Below are 18974 nucleotides of genomic sequence, written 5' to 3'. Positions count from 1 at the left end.
AGGCGCGAGCGGATGTCCGCTCGAGAGCCGGAGACCCCCTCATGAGCTATGATCTCGCCTTTCGCTTCCAGCAGGCCCTCGACCCCAGTGCGCTTATGGATATCGCCGCCTCGCTTCACGCGATCGAGGCGGCGATCACCGACAGCCGCAACGCCGGCATCGCCACTGAAAGCGACCCTGCCATCATACTTCTGTGCCGGCACCTGGCCACGGTGTGCACGGACCGCGGCGACGACGCGCTTCTGCGACAGGCTTGCATGGAACGGATCGGTGATCTCCGGTCAAAGCCCGCGCTCAGGACGCTGGCGCTTCGCGGCGTCGCCTATGATGAACCGGCAAAGCGTCTGTTTCACACCGAGGGACGCGCCGCGCTGCAGATGCTCGCCAAAGCGCTGGCGCTCGGTTCCGGCAGTTTCGACGTCCGATCCAACAAGGCCGGCCCCGCCGTCTCGGGAGAGGTGACGCTTCATGCCGAGATGCTGTGGGTCCAGCTCTCGCTTGGGCCTTTCGGTCCGGGCCGCGAGATCTGCTTCCGCCGGGTCCAGGGCCGAGGCGACCATATCGGAGAGCGCAACCATTGGGGATCGATGAGCGAGCTGCTCGCTCCAGACCGCTTCGCCGAACGCATCCGCCGCGAGCTGCGCCTGCCATCCACCGTCCCCGCCGAACCCCGTCTCGTCGCCTAAATCTCCTGCCATGACCGCAGCATTCGATCCCGCCGATGCCGCCGCATGGATCGCGCACGGCCGTCCGCCCGCGCTTGCCCGATCCCTTGCCGATGTCTGGCGCCGTCACCCCGATCTCCCGGCCTCGTCCCCTGCAGATGCGCGCCTGGCAAGGATGCGCGACCGCGCCGCCGCTCTGCGTCCCGTGATTGACGCGATGCGAGCCGTCACCGAGGCCGAGCGCCACATGCGCAATTTCGCCTTCACCGCCGCGCAGATCGGCGAGGGCAAGGCCGGACCCCGCGAAGCGGCGATCCTGCGGGCGCGCGACCTTCACGGTTATGACTGGGACCTTGCGGTCCGTTATGCCTCCGGCTGGTATGCGGCCCACGCCGGATGGGACCCAGAGGTGCACAGGCCGGGAAACCAGTCTGCGGCGGACGCCGCTTACGACCAGGGATTTCGCGTCGGCGGCGGCAATCGCGACGATCCTTTCGACACCGCCCGGCGCGCATTGTCTGCGACCTGCGAGCCGGAGCAGCGGCGCATCCCGGCACCGGCAAGGCCGCGCCCCAGCGACTGGGGGCAACCGACCGATGCTGCGCTGCCGGTGCGATGGGTCCGCCGCCTTCTCATCCTCGGCGCCCCCGAGATCGGCATTGCTGGTGATCTCGCCAAAACACCTATCTCGTCGGCGGTGCTGCTCCCGGCCCTCGTCGCAGCCGCCGGTAACGAGGACGCTCTCGTCATCGTCATCTCGGGCGACGGCTTCATCCCCCTGCCCGACGCAATGGCCAGTTTAACGCCGCTCAGCGCTGGAGCGTTCGCCAAGCTGGCTGCCGACACGGGGCAGACCGCGACCTTGCGCGGGCTCCTGGAAGGCCGCGAGTTCGATGATATCCTCGCCGCCGCCCAGGGACCATATCTCGCGCTACTCGACGCGCACGCGTCGGCAATCCCGCTCTGCCGGACGATGGCCCGGACCCGGAACAGCGTCCTGTTGCAGAAAGCACAGTTCCGCACCTGGATCGGACGCGGCATCGCCGCCGGACAGAGTGTCGGCGCCGGCCATATCCGCTGGGGCAAGGCGATCAAGGGACTGACCGGCCGCCTCGGCGAATTCACGGCGCGCTATACTGGCAAAATACCCGGCCGCGGCCACAGGATCATTGTCGAGGTGGCCGCTTCCGCGCCGGCAAGCGGATACGCGACAGCCACGGGCGAACCCCTCGAATGGGAATGGTTCATTTCCAACCGCGCGCAACTTCGCGCCGCCATGGCTGCCCGCCTCCGCGCCTTTGGCGCCGCCACCCGGCTCTTGCACCCCAAGGAGCGTTGAATGACCAAGACCCGCCCTCCCCCGCCGTCGCCAGCGCCGCCGGTCAATGTCGTGTGGAATATCCATCTCACCGAGGACGAGTTCATCGAGCGCTTCCGGCCAATCCCCAATCCGTTCGAACCCGATGCGAGCTTCGACTTCGGCCAAGGCGGTTGTCTTTTCGCGAACTTTGCGGGCGAGCTCGACTTCCTGCGGCGCCGGAGCGAAGGGACTGTCTGGACCCTCACCGACTGCGACGGCCATCTCGAGATCACCGATGGCATGCATTACGTCAATCGCCTCGGCTACATCGTGACCGAGATCGCGTGCCCGCCCGATATATTCGTCACCGTCGCACTCCTGTGAAACGGCCGAGAGGCCGTTCGCCCCCGGGCGGTCGCACGCCCATCCCTCGCGCCAAGGAACCAGCCCATGGTAGAATCGCACCAGCTCCTCTTCGCGCTGCGCCGACTCTCGCTCGCCGAGACCCTGGCGGAAACATGGGCCGCCCGCGCCGAGGCCGCCAATCTCCTCCAAGCCGCGGGCTGGTCCGCCTCGCACGATGCGATCCGCGCTCGGCTCGGCCAGGCCCCTCACGAGGCGCTCCCGGGTGCTGCGATGGTGCCCGCCGAGGGCAAGGAGGAGAGGAGGAAGGGCCGGGAGTAAGGCCGCGATGATTGCGACCGCGAACGGATCCCGTTCGACCTCCGGAGACCCCCAATGGACAACGCGCTGGATTTCTACGCCGCGATCGACCGCAATATCATGCGGACCGGCCAACATCTGATGGCCATCTTCGCCGACGGCGACGATCCCGCCTTCATCTACACGATCGGCAACGCCCTTCAGGGTCTGCCCGAACTCCTCCTCGTCGGAAATTTCGATCGGGCCGTCACAGGCACGATCCTGAATGTGCTCGGAGCAAGGATGCGGGCAGAACGACAGCCCCTCGAGGGGGACCTCGAGTTCGGCGCCGCTTTTCCCGCCCGCGTCCGCCGGGCGACCGCCGCAGCGAAGCAACGCTTCACCATCCAAGCAGGCCGCTTTCTCCGGCACGAGGAATATGACGTCTTGCAGCTCCTCCTCTGCGACCCCGCTGGCGTCTATCCCGATGAACCCGAATGCGCCCCGGGCTTCGATGTTCCGCTTGCCTGACGCCGGGGGATCCGTGGCCCGCGACGAGCCGGGAAAGGGAAGGGGGTTCGAGGGGGGATGCGGCCGATAAGGCCGGGCCCAGGAGATCCCAGCATGGCAACTGTCCTTTCCTTCGACACCGCGGCCGACAAATGGTCGGTCCCCATCGGTTCCCATTCGCGAGGCGAGCTCAGCCTCCAGCTCGAACGGCTGATGGCGGGACGCCTCCTCATTCAGGGAAGCAGCGGCGCCGGCAAGAGCCGCACCTTGCGCAAGATCATCGAGGAAGCATTCGACTTCACCACCATCATCCTGGTCGATCCCGAGGGCGAGTTCGGCAATCTCGCCGCGCATATCGGCGCGACTTCGCTCAAGGCCTGCGAACGCACCGCCGACGGACTGACGGCGGCCGCTGCCCGGGCGCGCCAGCACCGGCTATCGCTCCACATCGACCTCACCGATCTCGACCCCGACCAGCGTATCCTCAAGGCCGCGGCGCTGTTCGCCGGACTGATCGGCGCGCCGTCCGAGCATTGGGCAAACACCGTCCTCGTTTGCATCGACGAAGGTCACCTGCTCGCCCCCCATCATGCCGGTTCCGCGCGCGACGCGGAAACGCGCCGGATCGGCGTCGCCACGCTGACCGATCTCTGCGCGCGAGGCCGCAAGCGCGGCATTGCCCCGGTGATCGCGACACAGCGCCTGGCGAAGCTGAACTCCTCGGTGGTCTCCGAACTCCAGAACTTCCTTGTCGGGCTCAATGTGTTCGACCGCGACATTGCCCGAGCCTCCGACCTGCTCGGCTTCTCTGCGAAAGACGCCGATCGTCTCCGCAAGCTCGCGCCCGGCGAATTCTACGCCATGGGGCCGGCCCTCTCCCCCCTGCCGGTGCTCGCCCATATCGGCGAAACCATCACCGAACATCTTGGCGTCACGCCGACCCTCACCGCCGCGGCCGACGTCGACCTCGACGAGGCCAGCCGGCTGCTCGACATCGCGGCGCTGCGCGAAGTATCGACGCCCCGCCGCGATTCCGCTCTCACGATGAAGGGCATGCGGGTCCTCGATGCCTTTCTCCTCGACCCATCGACGCCCGAGGCCGCCTCGATCATCGCGGCGCTGAAACGGATTGCCCCCAACGCGACGACCGCGGCCGATCTCGCCGTACATCTCGGGCATCCGCGCGAGGTCGTCGACAGCGCTCTCGACATGCTCGCTGCTGTCGCCGCGGTCGACACCATGCCCCGCGGCGACGAGCGTATCGCGCGCCTCCATGCTCGCCTTCGCGCCAAGATCTGCGAAATGCCCGTGGTGGCGCTCGCATGAGCGCGCTCGACCTTCACGCCGATCTCGTCGAGCTCGCCTCGGCGCCGGCGCCTATGGCACCGAGCGCCGCATTGCGCGAAATGGCCTATCGCGCCGACGCATGGACCCCTCAGGAATCCGATCGGCTGCGGGTGCTCTTCGCCGCCGACGCAGCACTCGCCGATATCGCTGCCGAAATCGGGCGAGGCCGCGCTGCTGTCGCCGAGCGCGTGACGCTCTTTGGTCTGCGCCGCAACTCAGCCCGCCCCTGGACCGAATTTGACGACGCGGAACTCGTCCGGCGCTACGGCAGCGATCCAACGGCGGCGATCGCGTCCCATCTCGGCCGATCCTGCGCTGCCGTCTATGCGCGCGCGGGCTTTCTCGATCTCACCGACGTGAACCCACCGGACTGGACCGGGTGGGAAGACGCGCAGCTCGTCGAGGGTTATCGCCGCGGCGTGCCTCTGCGCCAGCTCGGCACGCTGATCGGCCGCCCGCTCGGCGGCATCTCCAGCCGTGCCGGCCTCCTCGGCATCGTCCATGCCCATCACCCGCCATGTTGGTCGGCCGAGGAGACAGCCCGCGCGCTTGAGCTGGCCGAGGCCGGGCATCGCTATCACGCGATCATGGCGATGATGGTCGCCGAAGGCTTCCCCGAACGGACGATCCGCGGCTTCGGACCCGCGATCCGTAAGCTCGGCTATGGTCGCGGCTGGGGACGCCCATGGTCCGCAGAAGAAGACGCGCTGCTCACCCGTGCCTATGCGCAGGGCCTGAGTCTAACCCCGCTGAAGCAACAGCTCGGGCGCTCCACCGGATCGCTTCGCCACCGCGCCGACTATCTCCAACTGCGCGGCAGTCACGCCAATCGGAACGGCTGGCGGCTCGGTCCCGACTGGACCGAGGCCGACGAACGCACGATGCGCGAGGACTATGGGCGCCTGCCAACGAAGGCGCTGGCGGCGAAGCTCGGCCGAACCAAGGCCGCGATCACATCGCGCGCGAACAGTCTTGGCCTCGTTCACGGCTATATCCGGCCGTTCACGGACACCGAGACCCAAGCGCTCTGCATCGCGTTCCGGACCGGGATATCGATTGCCGATCTCGCGGCAGCACTCGGCCGAAAGCCGATGTCGCTCAGCAAATATGCCACTAAACACGGCTTTCAGTTCGGTCGCCGACCGCGACACACTATTACCCTCGAGGCCCTTCTTTCCGCCGAGCCAGTGCCGGCGGCTGGTCGATAGACCATCCCGTTCGCCGGCCGTCGGCTTCTAACCATGCTCGCTCCGCTTTGTCGCGGGCCGCAGGAGCTTCTCCCGCCATGCGCATCAATTTTCAGATCGCCGGTTCGCTACAGGTCCCGGACGCCTCATGTCCGCTGGACGGAGCCACCAATCAATACAGGCTGCCCACCGGCGAGGTCATTTCAGTCGATCCGGTGATCGAGATCGCGAGCGGTCCGGACGCCGACGACCACCGGGACCTCGGCGATTCCGAGGCCGCGGCGCTTGGCCTCTTCTTCGATCTCTACGATCGCACCTCGGACCTCGAGCCGGACGATTGATCATCAGAGCGCGCCGCGCCTGGCGGCGGCGCACGACTGAGAGGCGAGGGGAGGCGGGTGGGGCCTTTTGCGCAGGTCTGCTGCGCGAGAGCCCCGGAGCGACCCATGTCTATGATGCATCGCCCGCCGACACACGCCGAAATAGCCACGCCGCGGGACTCGAAAATAACCTCTTCGACTGTCGTTACCCCTTACGTGAATGGGGCTGGGACCGCGCGCGCTGCACGGCTCGCATCGAAGCCGCCGGGCTCCCCCTCCCACCGAAATCGAGCTGCTTCATCTGCGGGCGATGAAGCCCGACGAGGTCCGCGCCCTTCCGGCCTGGTGTCTGCGCCTCATCATTCTTGTCGAGGCGCGCGCCGCGCCGCGCCTACGAACCGTCAAGGGCCTGTGGCGCAAATCGACGCGTACGAGACCTGGGCGCATGACCGACTTCATTCGCGCCGAGGCTCTTCTGCCAAGCGCTGAGATCGATCCAATCATCCGCGATGCACCCGCCGATCTCGTCCGCTTCCAGGACATTGCCTCGCATGTCCCGCTTCCCGACCGCCCCGCCATGTCGGACTGGCTCACCGCCTTCAACGCCGGTCTGCCTGCGGCCTAGCGCCACTTCCGAACCTGCTACCCGTTCGGGCCTGCTCCCGTGATAGCCGCCCGAGGCCGCACGCCATCGCAGCGAGGCCGGGAGGCACATCACAGGTCGAAGGGGAGGGGGTGATGGGGAAGAGGACCGGATGCCGCCGAAGGGCAGCAGCCTGGCCGCCCGACCCCTCAGTCTTCGGAGACCTGTCATGTCCATTCCCGCATCCTCCCCGCATCCCACTCTTCCGGCCGCCACGGTCGTTCCCGACACCCAGCGGATCACCTTTCTTCCCCGCCTGTTCGGGGAGCAGCATTTCTTCATGGCCGAGACCCAGCTCTTCGCCACCATGCGGCGGCTCAGTCCCGCCGACTATGGCGGAGGATTCTGGGAATTCTACGAACGAGGAGGCGAGCCGCTCTATCTCGCGCCCAAGTCGCAGGATCGGCTTCGGATATCGTGGGACGGGAACGGATATGAGGGCGAGGTCAGCGCCGATGCGGCGGGGATCATTGCCACGCTGTTCACCCTGTCAGATCTCGCCATCACCCATCAGGACCCGCTGCTCGGCGATGCCTTTCACCGGCTCTACGAATTCGCGCGAGGGCATCCCGAGGCCGCGGAGATCGGCAGCGCCATCGACTAGCCCGCGCTGCCGGCGACGCGGGACCGCGATCGGGCGCGAGCCCCTCGTCCCCGCGTCGCCGCTGAAACACGATTTTTCGATGACGGCCCCTTTTCCACGGAGACACGCATGTTGCCCCGCACGATTTCAACGAGCATCAGCCAGGACGCGATCACCAAGGTCACGCGCCTGTTCAACAACACGATCGGCGACGTCCTCGCCGAGCTCATTCAGAATGCCCGGCGCGCGGGTGCCTCCCTACTCGAACTCACCACCAGCGAGCACAATGGGAGAACCTGGCTCAGCGTCACCGACAACGGCGCCGGCATCGAAGACCCGTCGGTGCTCCTCGCCTTCGGCGGTTCCGGCTGGGACAATGCGCTCATGGCGCGCGAGGATCCCGCCGGCATGGGCGTCTTCAGCCTCGCCGGGCGACGCCTCGAGGTCAGCTCGCGCGCCCCGGGCAGCAAGACCGGATGGCGGATCGACATCGGACCGGATGATTGGGAGAGCGCGGCGCCGATCGCGGTAACGGCGATTGGCCACCCTGTCGGCACATGCTTTCGCTTTGAACTCGAGAGCCCCTGGGCTTTCAGCCTCGACCGCGCCGCGCAGCAAGCCGCGTGTTACGCGCCGATCGAAGTTCGACTCCACGGCGTTCCCATTCCCCGGGAGGATTGGCTGACCGGCGCCGAAACGATCGTGGAACGCGATGGCGTCCGGATCGGCATCTATCGCGATCCCAGGCACCTGCATCGCGCGAGCGCCATCAATTTCCATGGCGTGACGACCTCTTGCCGACTCCCGATGATCATCGAACGCGACCGGCAATGGTCGGCGAAGGTAGACATCGTCGACGCGCCGCAAATCCAGCTCGTCTTGCCCGCGCGCAAGGAGGTGGTCGAGAATTCGGCTCTGGAAAACCTCCGCACCGCAATCCGCATTGCCATCTACCGCCATATTCAGTCGCTGGGGTCCCATCGCCTGTCGCACACAAGCTGGTGCGACGCCGAGGCGCTCGGCGTTCATCTGCCGCCGGCAAGTCCGATCCTCGAACCCTGGACTCCAGCGCAGGCCGACAGCGACAGCGACCTCGACCATGAATTGTCCCTCGCGGGCGAGCCTATTCTCATGGATCATTTCGGGCCAGCCATCGAACAGTGCGCCGCATTTGCCCTCGCCAAGGATCCGCGGTTCGCCGGACGGCTCGCGGCTGCCGATGCATCGATGGCTGGCTATCACTGGTACGACCGTCTTACGCGGATCAGCGGCCTTCGCTTTACGTTCGACCAAGACGGCGCCGTCCATATCTTCGACAGCGAGACGGTTGATGCGCCCGAAAGCGGCCTTGTTGAAAATCTGAACCTGCTCGTCGAAATCTCGAACGTGCCAGCGGACACGATCACCGTACCCGCGCCGGTCGCCATAGTCTTCGACGAAAGTTGGCATTGCTGTCTCGACGACGCCCGCATCATCTTCCCTTCGAAGGAGGGCCTAAGCGCGGGCGATCTGTTGCGCCTGCTGGAGGGCGCCTGTTTTTCGGCTAGCTCGGACAGCGATGCTGACAGCTGGGAAACCCAGAACAACCGCTTCCTTGCCGATGCGCGTGAAATCGCAACCAGCCTGCTCGAAGGCGAAGATGCCGCGCTCATCGAGAAGACCCGCGCCATTCTTTCCGATCACGTCCAATGGTTCGTGCCCGAAGGCCGCCGGCTCTTCGCCTCCATCGATCGCGCGAGGCTCGACGTCCGGTTCGAGCCGCCCCTGTCCGACCCTCCCGAGGCCGTCGTCCCGAACCCGGCGGAGGACCTCAATCCATGAGGGTCATTCGACCAGCCGATCCCACGGACCGCCAGCGCATGGCCGCAGCGATTGACCATTTGCGCACCGCGCGCGATCTCTTGCGCCAATGCGGATCACCTCGTGCTGTCGCGGCCGCGCGCCGGGCGCTCGCCAGCGCCTCAGGGGCTGCCCGCCATCTCGATCACCGCGTTGCGAGGAGCAAATGATGAGCCGCCATATTCTCACCCCGAGGCCGGACCAGCCGGAAATTGTCGCTATCGTTGTTGGTTGGGATCGCCCCCTTCAAACCTTCTTCGCGCAGGTCTTCGCCCGTACCGAGGCTGGGCCGGATAAGGGCGAGGCGACCCTCTGGGTCGGAACCGAGCCCGGCGAGCTAGCAACGCCCGAGGCCGCCATCGCTGTCATCGCCCCCTTCGCCGACGTGCCGGACACGCTGGCGTCGCTGCTTGAGACAGAGATGCGAGCAGGGCGCGATTCCGCCGATGGCGCCTTGCAGTCCGAAATGAAACGACGCCTCTTCGGGTCGATTCACTGATTTCGGAACGGCACGTACCTCGATCTATCAGAACTCTACGCTTGAATCCCCTGAACCGGCATGTTCAGATGGTCTTATCCCGCAGCGCGCCGAAAGTGGAGCACCGCATACGGAGCGACGAAATCGTCGCACTTATCCAGCTCTGGCGGCCTGCCCACACCGAGGCCGCCTGACACCCTTTCCTCGCCGCGGCTCGGACAATCTGCTATAACGATTCGATGGCCGAGATCGATCCTCATACGCTGCGTGTTGCTGCCTCGCTCGTCCGGTCGCGCATCGCCGGCCTTACCCGCGACACGCGCATGGACGGCCTGCAACGCCTGGGTGCCCATCGCACGCTGACGCAACTCGCGATAGATCTCGAAGTGTCGGCCGACCATGCTGGTCCGCCAAAGCGCCGGTCCCGCCCTAGGTAGATCGGCGTCCGCATTTCGCCTGCCGATGCCAGCGTTGGTAGCGCCTTCCTAGCTATCCATGATCGCTCTCTGGACCTCTGATTGGAGGTCCAACAGCCCCTTGGGCATCCCGAGGCCGCGTTCGCGTGCCCCGGAAATGGGCGCTCGCGCGCCCGCTCGGCCGAACGGCCGAGGAGGAAAGGAGGAGCTTGGAGGGTGGTCCGGACATGAGGTCCGGGGCCATCATCCAGGAGACCTTCCATGAATATTGGTTCGATCAAGCAAAACGACGCCGGCATTTTTGTCGGCAAGATCGCAACGCTCACGATTGCGATGACAATTGCCCTGCGCGAAGTGCAGTCGTCCAATCCCAAGGCGCCCAAATATGAAGTCCTCGCGCTTTCCGCCTCGCGGGCGTGGGTCAGGGTCGGCGCGCTCTTCGAGCTCTTCTCGAACGGCACCGGCGAATCGTTCCTGAACGGCAAGATCGAGGATCCGAGCCTTGCGGCTCCGCTCTACATCTCGGCTTTCCGCCAGGAGGACGGATCCTTCAACCTCGTCTGGTCGCGCCCGACCCGCCGCCGCGATCTTGCAGCCGAAGTCGCTGCGAAGACCGATGATGCGCTGCCGCCGCTGCCTGGCGACGCGACCGAGGCCCCTCCGGTTCAGGAAGGTCTTGGCGAATCCTCGGCCGAGCATGGCTTCGGCGGCGAGCAGCAGGAACCCGGCCGCCGTCAGCGCAAGCCCCGCGAAACCGAGGCCGCTGAATAGGTCGAACCGGCCGCCTCTTCCGATCCCCGCGCTTCGAGCCCCGGCGCGGGGCAGTGGGCTCGCTTCGCCTCTCGCCGGCGAAGCGGGCCCTTTTTTCTTCGCCAATAGGAGCCCGCTCCGTTTCGGCTTTTCGGTCCAATATAGTCGCTCTGGCTGAGTGGATCTGAAGACGACCGCTGTCGCCCCCGCGACAAGGCTAGTCGACAGCGCTGATTGTCATCGCGCCTTTCATCTCATTTTCACGCTTCCAGGGTATCCGGTCTCTGCTCTTCCGCGACCCGAAGAGCGACCCGGCCCCGTCGAGCTCGAGAGCTCGGCGGGGTTTCTCCTATCCTTGCGGCCGGCTTCCCAAATCAGCCAGTCGCAGGGCACGCTCATCCGCGGAGCCCCCGCCCACCGCGAGCTCCAGCCATGCAGGGCAGACCCCGACCGGTGCGGTGAGTCATTGCCCCCGCCAGGCCAAGGACGAGTTTTGCATATCGAGCCGGAGCCGACGGTGGGCCTTCGATTCGCACCGCCGGCGATAGGGCCGTGCGTGACCCGCAAGACACCTCATTCCTGTGAACACTCCCGCCCGGCACCTCGGGCGACCCCGCAGTCAGGGATGAACGCTACGCCCGTGCGGACCCGGCGCAACCTCGATTGTCCGGCCGTGTTGTCGGCCTGACGGCCTCCGCCCGCACCTCCCGAAAAATCGAAGTTCCCCTCGCTGCGCTCGGTGCGCCGCGCCCTCGAACACGGGCTTTCGCTTGAAGTTCATCCCAGCGGGATCGGCCCGCTGGCGCAAGCGAAGGACAGGCACATGAACAAGGTTTTTCTCGCGGGCCGCATCACTTCCGACGTCACCCGCTTCGGCAATGATACGAAGAGCGGCGTCAGCTTCACCCTCGTCACCAGCAAGCCCGTCATCAAGGACGGCCAGGTCCAGAAGGACGGCAACGGCTACACGGAAACCTGGGACGAGTTCCACACCGTCAAGGCCTTTGGCGGTCTCGGCAAGTCCGTCGGCGGCCACAAGAAGAAGGGCGATGAACTGATCGTCGTCGGCGAGATCCGGTACAGCCGCAACGAGCGCGACGGCCGCACCTACTACAACACCGACATAATCGCCGATGAGATCAAGTTCATCTGACGCCACGGGGCGGTCGCTTGCGGCCGCCCTTTTTCTATGGGAGACACGTCATGCTGCAATTCCGCCCCTTCGACGCCATGCCCGATATCGTCGACGGCATCGAACTCGACAATCCGGCTATGGTCGCGCGCATCCGCCGCGCCGCCGATAAGCTCAGCCACTATGAAATCTCGGCCCATCTCGCCAACGCCATCACCGGCGCTGCCGACGCTGCGCACGCGCGTGCCTGGGAGGAATCCAATTTCGGCGAAGCCAGCGCCGACGCGATCGTCGATGCCGAGTATCACGACGAGCTTGCAGCGGCCTGGTCGCTGGTTGCCGCAGAGCACCAGCTCATCGGGCCGGACATCTATCTCGCGCTCGGCGGGTCGATGCACTGACCCGTTGTTCGTTAAACCGGCGCCGAGACAAACGTCTTGGCGCCGGCGCTTATTCGCGGTAGCCGCGACCTGCGCGCAGCCTCACATTAGCTGATCCCAACCGGGCTCCGTCCGGACGTTACCCTGCCAGCGCCATCACGTGGACGGCGCTTCCAAATCCCCGCCCTCCTCAACCGATCGAGAGCCTTCGGCTCACTTCCTGCGCATCATCTGATAGTCGTGCGGGACGAGTTCGGCGTGCTCCCCGCTGCCGAACTCGTCCCGCGCGGCGCGCCTGATTCATACCAGCCTGTTCACAGATTCCGGCGCGGCACGCTGAACCGCGACCCACCATTAGGACAACGCCATAGGGCTCATCTCCCGGTACAGCTGGGCTATCCGGCATCACCCAATACCCCTGTAATTTCCTATCTTCATGTTAGTCCAAGTTTGCCATGCGGGGTTGGCGGTCCGTCAGCATGAGCGGTCCCCCCAATTTTCCCCGTCGCTCGCTTTGCGGCGCCGAAAAAAATCGGTTCCCCCACTCCCCGCGAGGCGGCGTTAACCGAGGTCCGGCGTTGCCGGCTTCCCGGTTAACGTGCCCGACCTCCCTGACCACCGCATGCCCGAAATTGAGCCTCATCGAACGGATGAGACCTGTCCAACATCTGGAGGCTCAAATGACCAAGTTTTTCGACAACTTCGCTGATCTCGCCAGCTTCATCGCGACCGAGACCGGAGATCATGACCGCAGCTCGACATATGAACGCGCCTTTCTCGAACATGACGAGCGCGCCAAACTGTCCCCGGTTGAAGACACGTCTCCGCTGGAGATGCCCGATCCCGATCAGAGCCGCGCTGCCGTCGAAATGGTGATGGCGACGCTCTTCGACGTCTTTCGCGACACCCGCCTCGAGCCGTTCACGGCCGATCTTGCCTGGGGCTTCGTCAACAGCTTCCACGTCGTCGCCAAGCGGATCAACGACCGTGAGGACGATGCGGCAAAGGAGCTCGGTGACCTCGCCCGCAGCTTCGACCCAAGCGAGATCTACGCGCAGCAGATCGAGGACGCGCAGATCCTCTGCCAGACTCTGCAAAGCTGCCGCGATGCCATGGAATGCATGCGCGACCATGCCGCCGAAGTCTTCCGGGTGGAGACCGGACGCCCCTATGCGCCAACACGCGGAAGCCGGGTCTCGTCGGGCGTCACCGCGTCGATGATCGACGCCCGCGACTTCCTCGCCGCTCGGTCCCGGGAACGCCGGGAGCAGTACCTCCCCGAGGGACCTGTGGTGATCTTCTCCGGAGGACAAATCTGGGAGGATCATGACCTGCTCTGGAGGGGCCTCGACAGCATCCGGGCGCGTGTCCCCGAAATGGTCCTCGCAACCACCGCACAGACCAAGGGCTGCGATGCCATCGCGCAGGCCTGGGCATCCGCTCGCGGCGTCAAATCGATCCAGTTCCGGCTCGACCGGCGCCTCGGCGCAAAGGCGGCTTTCGTCCGAAACGACCGTCTACTCATGCTCAACCCGGTGGAAGGGGTCATCTGTGAAGGCTCTGGCATCCAGATGAACCTCGCCCAGAAGCTCCGCCGGGCCGGTGTCCCGCTCCACGTCGTCAAGCTCGACCAGCAAAAGCACGTCGCCACGCCCTCCAAAGGGCGGGGCCGAGTGTCAGGCGCCACGATCGACGAACGCCCGAGCAATCCGCGCACCGCAAACCATATGTGATCCTCGAAACTGAGGGGCTCTGGCCATCGCCGGGGCCCCTCCTTCCATCACATCCAGAGGAAAGCGGGCCAGCGGCTGGGCAGGGACTTCCCTGCTACTCTGCCTGCATCGCGACCCACCCGGTCCGCAGCCGCGGCATGATCCCGGGAGGAAAGAAACTCTCTCACAGAATTCCGATTCTGTCAGACGTCCGGGACCGCCTCAAGGACGGCGGGGCCCCACCATTTTCTTCGGCGGATCACGCGCAGCGAATATCCTCGCAGATCCGGTGGCCGCCGAAGAAAATCGTGACCCCCACCGCCGCTTCGCGGTCGCTGCGCGATCCTTGACCCGGCCCCGGACGCCCGACGCGCCGCTCCTGTCATTCAAGACAGACAGGAGCACATCATGTTGAACATCTCGACAAGCGCCGCCGCCGACAATGCCGCATACTTCGCAGCCGTCGCCAACGCCGAGCGCCGGGCGCTCTCCAGCTACTTCGATCAGCATGTCATCGCCGACGAAGACCATCGCTACATCGCCATCGACGAGGGCGACTATGGCGCGCTGTCGCAGGGGTTGATCGACCGCATCGTCTACACGGCGGCGGGCGGCCTCATCGATGAACATTGAGGGGGAGAGGCGGTAACGCCTCCCTCTTTTTTGCTCGACAGGAATGCGGACACGGGGGGCATCGAGCCCCCCATGTCCGCGCCGCGAAGGAAGCATTCGCGGCAATATGGTCAGGCCGTCAGCCTTTTCTCGACTTCCGCTATACCCAGCGCCCTGATGCGCCCGAGAAGTCGACCGAGCCGTCCTGCGTCAAGCTTCAGAAGCCCGGCTTTGTCGATATCGGCGATCGCCTGCTCGCGCTCTCGTTCCTCGAGCCGTTGTTGGCGCTCCTCAAGCTTCCGCGCCTCGGCGGCGATCGCCGCTCGTTCCTGTTCCAATGTACGTGCCATGACCGGCCCTTTCGTTCACGCTGATCGGGCTGCGAACGAGAAGGACTATATGCTGCGCGGCGCGCTCGGTCGAGAGTGTGAGCGGCCCCGACCGCCGCCGCGCCTGCTAGTGCCGCGCCCAATCCGAACGATCCGGCCCGCCCGCGTCCTGCAGGATCAAGTCGCGGGGCATCCCCATACGCAGATGATAGCCGCGCGGCGCAAGTTCGAGTGGCCCGAGGATGCGATTGGCAAGCTCGGAATCGAAGATGTCGTGTTCGGTCATCGGCCGCTGTCGCTCGGCGATGTCGATAGCATGCTGAAGCGCCGCCGAAGCGTCGGACCCGCCGCCGGAATCGAAAAGCTCCAGCGCTTCGCGCATCAGCGCAATGGCTCTCGCTTCGAGAACATCGGCCGCCACATCAGCCATCGTCGGTTCCTCCTCTCGGACCAGTCGTTCGCGCCCTGCCAGACACCCGAACTCCCGCGCGTTCCGCGCGGGAGCCGCCGGGGTTGGTAACATGCGAACACACATGCGCCGAAACTTTTGGCCCGAGGGCTTGGACATATGTCACGGCACCCCGGAAATCAGATTTCCGAGTTGCTGTGTTCGCGGGATTACCAGTCCCGACGCCGCGCATTTCCGCGGCGCCACATCCGCCTAGCAGACACCCGCAACCCAGCCAAGGCGCTTCGGCGCTGGAGGTTGGCGCGGCGCTGCCAATTCGCTTCCGTCCGCCGGACGGAGCCATGCCTCGCCGGACGCGGTTTCGCATGCGAGCCGGTCAACACCCCTGAACTTCCAACATCCCGATTCAGCCTGGTACAGAGGCACACCGAACGCCCAATTCGGGCATCAGGAAAAAATAAAAAATAAATTACAGTATGTTACGGAGACCGATTTTCAGGTTTCTGCCCGAATTATGGGGTCTCCCGATGGCTATTTGCTTTCGGATTCCGACCCCGAAAATCGTCCTCAGGACGCCGAATCAAACGCCTCCAGATTACGCCTTTCGGGACAGGTCGCCCGGCGAAATGAGAAGGGTGTCGCACGTCTCTACTGGGACGATCTTCTACCCGGTTTCGGTCTCCGGGTCTACGCTACTGGTACGAAGCGCTGGATCGTTCAGCTCAGGCAGCGGGGAGTGTCGCGCCGGATCACATTGGGCGGTCCGGCCCATCTCAACGCGGGCGATGCGAGACGTGCTGCGCGCGGTCTCCTCGCCAAAAATGCGCTGGACGGCGTACCCCAGCGTCCGGCTCGCCCCCTCCGAAGCGAACCGAAATTTACCGACTACATCGAGGAATTCTGGCGCGACTATGCACGGCATTGGAAGCGCTCGACGCAGCAGCGCAATCGGACCGCGATAGAGAAGACATTGAAGCCATGGTTCGGTCGCTACCGGCTGGCCTCGATCAATCGAGCGCATATTCTCGAATGGAAGGACAGCCTCCACGAGCGGCAAGGCGTATTCAACCGGGCGTTGCCCGTTCTTGCCGTGATGCTCGGTTATGCGGAGGGGCTGGGTCATCGTGCCAAAGGCTCCAATCCTTGCCGAGGCATCCCCCGTTACAAGCGGCAACTCCCCGAGCGGTATCTGACGGCGAAGGAATATCGCCGGTTGGCACAGGCCCTCGCTGATCGCGAAGCGGACTGGCCGGACGCTGTCGCGGCCATCCGGCTCCTGATCTACACTGGCGCGCGCAGGTCCGAAATCACCTCACTGCATTGGGAATGGATCGAGCCGCCCTACGCCCATCTGCCTGATAGCAAGACAGGCCCTCGGCGGCTCTATCTCAACCGACAGGCGCTTGCCGTGCTGGAAGCGCGGAAGAGGCCCGAAGCAGGGCAGGGGCCAATTCTCGCGACAAGGAGTGGACGCGTTCGAGCCTTGGAGCACGGATGGCCGATCCTTCGCCGAATGGCGGCGATCCCCGATGTCCGGCTTCATGACTTGCGACACAGCTTCGCATCGGTCGGCATCATGGACGGGATATCGCTTGCACGCGTGGGCAAGCTGCTGGGTCATGTGCTGCCCGAGACCACCGCACGCTACGCCCATCTCGCGGACGCCGCCATCGCGGACGCGGCCGAGCGCGTTTCCGGATCGATTGCCGCCGCACTGGGGCTGCGGCCATGAGCGGCGCTGCGCTCCGCGAGATACTCGCGCAGGAACTCGCGGCCGCTGGCATCGCCGACCCCGGCGACCGAAAGCCGCTCGGTGCTATCCGCATTACGCGTTGGTCCACGAAGCAACCGGGGTTTGGAACGCGCCATTATCGCTCGGGTAAGCGCGTCTACATCGTACAGACGCGGATGCATGGGGCCGTGCGCACCACCACCATTTGCAACGCAGCGTTTATTACCGAGAGCGCCGCGATGGACATTGCGCGGCGCGTCCTTCTGCGCGCGCAGGTGGGCGAGAATCCGGCTGACGAGCGCAAGCGCGTTCGGGCTGTCCCGCCGTTCGACCGTTTCTTGTCCCGCTATTGGGAGCGGGCAGAGCCCTCCTGGAAAACGTCGACCAAGCGCACTCACAACTTCTACCGCCGCAACCATTTGGACGGTGCGTTTGCGGGCAAGAGCATCGACGCTATCGCCGAAGCCGACGTGCTCGCTTGGTACGTCAAGGTGGCGGATATTTCTGGATCCGGCGCGGCCAATCGGGCGCTCGATATATTACGAGCCTTGATGAATGCCGCCGAGGAGTGGGGACAGCGTTCGCCCGGCTCCAACCCTTGCCGCGGCATTCGGCGCTATCGCGGCCGTAAGATCGAGCGGCACCTGACCCGAGGAGAGATGAAAAGGTTAGGGTGGGTAATAGAGGCTCGCAGGGAGGGAGAACCGGTCCATGCCGCCGCGCTGACAATGCTCCTGCTGACCGGCTGCCGCTACTCCGAGATCGTTGATCTGACGTGGCGCGAAGTGAGCGGCTCGCGCCTGAAACTTCAAGACAGCAAGACCGGTGCGCGAACCGTGTGGCTCGGGGCGCAGGCGAGGGGCATTCTCGAACGGTTCCCGCGTGGGCAAAGCGACAAGCTCGTTTTCGGCGATCGGATTACAGGAAAGCGCATACAGCTTTCCAGCTTCTGGCTTCGTGTGCGCGCCGAGGCGGGGCTCCCGCGCGTCCGCATCCATGATCTTCGGCACAGCTTCGCCAGCCGCGCGGCGGCGATGTCGGAGACGCTGCCGATGATCGGAAAACTCCTTGGGCATCGATCGATCCAGAGCACGGCACGTTACGCGCATCTTGACGACTCCGACGTGACCAAAGCGGCGCAGAGGATCGGCGACCTCATTGAAGAGATGATTGCGGGGTAACACTATGTATGATCGAAAAGCAGGGAAGCGATCGGCCGAGAGAGGATGAAAAGCAGTGGTGGATCAAGCGATACTCGACGACGCGGCGCTTGAGGAGATGTACGCCCGAATCTCTGCGGAAGGCGGCATCGAAGTGAAGACACTTTTAGAGACCCTCGACGCACTATTCGAGCGCGACCTCGCGCCGGAAACACAGCGGAGCTATGCGGAGCGTGTCGGTCGATACAAGAAGCTAGCAGACGAGGTTGTGCCGATCGGCGACTTCCTACGCGCAACTGGCAGGGTTGGGGGCCGTATCCGGTTTCCGCTCGATAGCGCGCCCTATGATGCTTGGCACGAGTCCGCCGAAACTGGCGAGGTGACTGGTATCGAGGCGACGCTTTCCCTCGCGCGGGGCAGGGTATTCTTGGCGAAATATCGACAAGGTAAAAAGGTTTCGCCGGGCTTCTTGGGTGTGCCCGACGGGAGCAAGAAGGATGCCTTCGCGAAGGCCACGGCGAGGCCCCGGACCCTGCACACGCGCGCAGGTGTCGAAAAGGTGGTGGTGGAAGGGGTGTGCGCTTGCCTCGAGAACAAGAACAAGGATTGCTACGATGGGGGCATCTTGCTCATATCAGCCGAACTGATGGCGATGCCCGGCGCGGACTGGGACGCCATCCTCGAAAATGTTCGGCCGCAAGCGACAGCACTTCCATTTGACGAGGCTCATGTGATTGATGATCGGTTTGCTAAGCCCATCGTAGTTCGGCTAAAATAGTGCAGTCGAAGAGCCGACGCAGGGCGTCGCCGCATCTAAAGCGGGCCGCG

The 18974-nt window shown here is 64.9% G+C and carries 22 protein-coding genes and 1 pseudogene; 21 read left to right on the top strand and 2 right to left on the bottom strand.

All coding sequences use genetic code 11. From position 1 onward, the window contains the following. Positions 1–41: 41 nt before the first annotated feature. The 18 genes and pseudogenes from CDQ92_RS11150 to CDQ92_RS11060 all read left to right on the top strand — a co-directional run bounded on the left by CDQ92_RS11150 (position 42) and on the right by CDQ92_RS11060 (position 14537). Positions 42–686, top strand: coding sequence for a hypothetical protein (locus tag CDQ92_RS11150; protein WP_088441406.1), 645 nt, complete (start codon positions 42–44; stop codon positions 684–686). Between the two features lie 154 nt (positions 687–840). Next, a complete protein-coding gene (locus tag CDQ92_RS11145) occupies positions 841–2004 on the top strand; it encodes a hypothetical protein (protein WP_088441549.1) in 1164 nt (387 codons plus the stop codon). Beyond that, positions 2005–2349, top strand: coding sequence for a hypothetical protein (locus CDQ92_RS11140; RefSeq protein WP_088441405.1), 345 nt, complete (start codon positions 2005–2007; stop codon positions 2347–2349). 66 nt (positions 2350–2415) lie between these two features. Continuing rightward, positions 2416–2649, top strand: a complete 234-nt coding sequence (locus CDQ92_RS11135) for a hypothetical protein (RefSeq protein WP_088441404.1) — start codon at positions 2416–2418, stop codon at positions 2647–2649. Positions 2650–2703: 54 nt separating this feature from the next. Next, on the top strand, positions 2704–3138 hold the full coding sequence (locus tag CDQ92_RS11130; RefSeq protein WP_088441403.1) for a DUF4262 domain-containing protein: 435 nt from the start codon (positions 2704–2706) through the stop codon (positions 3136–3138). A 93-nt stretch (positions 3139–3231) separates the two neighbouring features. After that, complete coding sequence (locus tag CDQ92_RS11125; RefSeq protein WP_088441402.1) at positions 3232–4443, top strand: helicase HerA domain-containing protein; 1212 nt, start codon at positions 3232–3234, stop codon at positions 4441–4443. Continuing rightward, positions 4440–5672 (top strand): hypothetical protein, encoded by a 1233-nt coding sequence (locus CDQ92_RS11120; protein ID WP_088441401.1) that lies wholly within the window; start codon positions 4440–4442, stop codon positions 5670–5672. Before CDQ92_RS11125 ends, CDQ92_RS11120 begins: the two co-directional genes overlap by 4 nt. A gap of 77 nt (positions 5673–5749) precedes the next feature. Further along, the gene (locus tag CDQ92_RS11115) at positions 5750–5992 is read left to right on the top strand and encodes a hypothetical protein (protein ID WP_088441400.1); all 243 of its coding nucleotides are present in this window, start codon (positions 5750–5752) and stop codon (positions 5990–5992) included. A 110-nt stretch (positions 5993–6102) separates the two neighbouring features. After that, positions 6103–6596 (top strand): annotated as a pseudogene (locus CDQ92_RS11110) (hypothetical protein); the annotation flags it as partial. 187 nt (positions 6597–6783) lie between these two features. Next, positions 6784–7218 carry an antirestriction protein gene (locus tag CDQ92_RS11105; RefSeq protein ID WP_088441399.1) on the top strand — a complete coding sequence of 145 codons (435 nt, stop codon included), beginning with the start codon at positions 6784–6786 and terminating at the stop codon, positions 7216–7218. A 108-nt stretch (positions 7219–7326) separates the two neighbouring features. Beyond that, positions 7327–9018 carry an ATP-binding protein gene (locus tag CDQ92_RS11100; protein WP_088441398.1) on the top strand — a complete coding sequence of 564 codons (1692 nt, stop codon included), beginning with the start codon at positions 7327–7329 and terminating at the stop codon, positions 9016–9018. 184 nt (positions 9019–9202) lie between these two features. Next, positions 9203–9535 carry a hypothetical protein gene (locus CDQ92_RS11090; RefSeq protein WP_308423634.1) on the top strand — a complete coding sequence of 111 codons (333 nt, stop codon included), beginning with the start codon at positions 9203–9205 and terminating at the stop codon, positions 9533–9535. 218 nt (positions 9536–9753) lie between these two features. Beyond that, complete coding sequence (locus CDQ92_RS11085) at positions 9754–9951, top strand: hypothetical protein (protein WP_088441395.1); 198 nt, start codon at positions 9754–9756, stop codon at positions 9949–9951. 240 nt (positions 9952–10191) lie between these two features. Beyond that, complete coding sequence (locus tag CDQ92_RS11080; RefSeq protein ID WP_088441394.1) at positions 10192–10701, top strand: DUF736 domain-containing protein; 510 nt, start codon at positions 10192–10194, stop codon at positions 10699–10701. A gap of 718 nt (positions 10702–11419) precedes the next feature. Further along, positions 11420–11833, top strand: a complete 414-nt coding sequence (locus CDQ92_RS11075) for a single-stranded DNA-binding protein (RefSeq protein ID WP_229667496.1) — start codon at positions 11420–11422, stop codon at positions 11831–11833. Between the two features lie 50 nt (positions 11834–11883). Beyond that, positions 11884–12213, top strand: a complete 330-nt coding sequence (locus tag CDQ92_RS11070; protein WP_088441393.1) for a hypothetical protein — start codon at positions 11884–11886, stop codon at positions 12211–12213. A 659-nt stretch (positions 12214–12872) separates the two neighbouring features. Continuing rightward, positions 12873–13925, top strand: coding sequence for a DUF2493 domain-containing protein (locus CDQ92_RS11065; protein ID WP_088441392.1), 1053 nt, complete (start codon positions 12873–12875; stop codon positions 13923–13925). A gap of 387 nt (positions 13926–14312) precedes the next feature. Continuing rightward, complete coding sequence (locus CDQ92_RS11060; RefSeq protein ID WP_088441391.1) at positions 14313–14537, top strand: hypothetical protein; 225 nt, start codon at positions 14313–14315, stop codon at positions 14535–14537. 110 nt (positions 14538–14647) lie between these two features. Here the strand turns inward: CDQ92_RS11060 and CDQ92_RS11055 are convergent, their stop codons facing one another. Beyond that, positions 14648–14866 carry a hypothetical protein gene (locus CDQ92_RS11055; protein ID WP_088441390.1) on the bottom strand — a complete coding sequence of 73 codons (219 nt, stop codon included), beginning with the start codon at positions 14864–14866 and terminating at the stop codon, positions 14648–14650. Positions 14867–14972: 106 nt separating this feature from the next. Then, on the bottom strand, positions 14973–15275 hold the full coding sequence (locus CDQ92_RS11050) for a hypothetical protein (RefSeq protein WP_088441389.1): 303 nt from the start codon (positions 15273–15275) through the stop codon (positions 14973–14975). Between the two features lie 493 nt (positions 15276–15768). Here CDQ92_RS11050 and CDQ92_RS11045 point away from each other — a divergent pair, with 493 nt between their 5' ends. From CDQ92_RS11045 to CDQ92_RS11035, 3 genes are read left to right on the top strand one after another with little or no spacing between them, the layout of a single operon-like run. Beyond that, entirely contained in the window at positions 15769–16986 is a 1218-nt protein-coding gene (locus tag CDQ92_RS11045; protein WP_088441388.1) for a tyrosine-type recombinase/integrase, read from the top strand. After that, positions 16983–18167, top strand: a complete 1185-nt coding sequence (locus tag CDQ92_RS11040; protein ID WP_088441387.1) for a tyrosine-type recombinase/integrase — start codon at positions 16983–16985, stop codon at positions 18165–18167. Before CDQ92_RS11045 ends, CDQ92_RS11040 begins: the two co-directional genes overlap by 4 nt. A 55-nt stretch (positions 18168–18222) precedes the next feature. Continuing rightward, positions 18223–18924 (top strand): hypothetical protein, encoded by a 702-nt coding sequence (locus tag CDQ92_RS11035; RefSeq protein WP_088441386.1) that lies wholly within the window; start codon positions 18223–18225, stop codon positions 18922–18924. Positions 18925–18974 lie beyond the last annotated feature (50 nt).

This window comes from Sphingopyxis bauzanensis (genome assembly GCF_002205675.1).
Lineage (GTDB): Bacteria > Pseudomonadota > Alphaproteobacteria > Sphingomonadales > Sphingomonadaceae > Sphingopyxis > Sphingopyxis bauzanensis.
This window is presented reverse-complemented; position numbering and strand designations above follow the sequence as displayed.

What these genes read in the sequence shown, in the direction of transcription:
- CDQ92_RS11150 (WP_088441406.1), top strand. Translation starts at nt 42, where the DNA reads ATGAGCTATGATCTCGCCTTTCGCTTCCAGCAGGCCCTCGACCCCAGT.
- CDQ92_RS11145 (WP_088441549.1), top strand. Translation starts at nt 841, where the DNA reads ATGCGCGACCGCGCCGCCGCTCTGCGTCCCGTGATTGACGCGATGCGA.
- CDQ92_RS11140 (WP_088441405.1), top strand. Translation starts at nt 2,005, where the DNA reads ATGACCAAGACCCGCCCTCCCCCGCCGTCGCCAGCGCCGCCGGTCAAT.
- CDQ92_RS11135 (WP_088441404.1), top strand. Translation starts at nt 2,416, where the DNA reads ATGGTAGAATCGCACCAGCTCCTCTTCGCGCTGCGCCGACTCTCGCTC.
- CDQ92_RS11130 (WP_088441403.1), top strand. Translation starts at nt 2,704, where the DNA reads ATGGACAACGCGCTGGATTTCTACGCCGCGATCGACCGCAATATCATG.
- CDQ92_RS11125 (WP_088441402.1), top strand. Translation starts at nt 3,232, where the DNA reads ATGGCAACTGTCCTTTCCTTCGACACCGCGGCCGACAAATGGTCGGTC.
- CDQ92_RS11120 (WP_088441401.1), top strand. Translation starts at nt 4,440, where the DNA reads ATGAGCGCGCTCGACCTTCACGCCGATCTCGTCGAGCTCGCCTCGGCG.
- CDQ92_RS11115 (WP_088441400.1), top strand. Translation starts at nt 5,750, where the DNA reads ATGCGCATCAATTTTCAGATCGCCGGTTCGCTACAGGTCCCGGACGCC.
- CDQ92_RS11105 (WP_088441399.1), top strand. Translation starts at nt 6,784, where the DNA reads ATGTCCATTCCCGCATCCTCCCCGCATCCCACTCTTCCGGCCGCCACG.
- CDQ92_RS11100 (WP_088441398.1), top strand. Translation starts at nt 7,327, where the DNA reads ATGTTGCCCCGCACGATTTCAACGAGCATCAGCCAGGACGCGATCACC.
- CDQ92_RS11090 (WP_308423634.1), top strand. Translation starts at nt 9,203, where the DNA reads ATGATGAGCCGCCATATTCTCACCCCGAGGCCGGACCAGCCGGAAATT.
- CDQ92_RS11085 (WP_088441395.1), top strand. Translation starts at nt 9,754, where the DNA reads ATGGCCGAGATCGATCCTCATACGCTGCGTGTTGCTGCCTCGCTCGTC.
- CDQ92_RS11080 (WP_088441394.1), top strand. Translation starts at nt 10,192, where the DNA reads ATGAATATTGGTTCGATCAAGCAAAACGACGCCGGCATTTTTGTCGGC.
- CDQ92_RS11070 (WP_088441393.1), top strand. Translation starts at nt 11,884, where the DNA reads ATGCTGCAATTCCGCCCCTTCGACGCCATGCCCGATATCGTCGACGGC.
- CDQ92_RS11065 (WP_088441392.1), top strand. Translation starts at nt 12,873, where the DNA reads ATGACCAAGTTTTTCGACAACTTCGCTGATCTCGCCAGCTTCATCGCG.
- CDQ92_RS11060 (WP_088441391.1), top strand. Translation starts at nt 14,313, where the DNA reads ATGTTGAACATCTCGACAAGCGCCGCCGCCGACAATGCCGCATACTTC.
- CDQ92_RS11055 (WP_088441390.1), bottom strand. Translation starts at nt 14,866, where the DNA reads ATGGCACGTACATTGGAACAGGAACGAGCGGCGATCGCCGCCGAGGCG.
- CDQ92_RS11050 (WP_088441389.1), bottom strand. Translation starts at nt 15,275, where the DNA reads ATGGCTGATGTGGCGGCCGATGTTCTCGAAGCGAGAGCCATTGCGCTG.
- CDQ92_RS11045 (WP_088441388.1), top strand. Translation starts at nt 15,769, where the DNA reads ATGGGGTCTCCCGATGGCTATTTGCTTTCGGATTCCGACCCCGAAAAT.
- CDQ92_RS11040 (WP_088441387.1), top strand. Translation starts at nt 16,983, where the DNA reads ATGAGCGGCGCTGCGCTCCGCGAGATACTCGCGCAGGAACTCGCGGCC.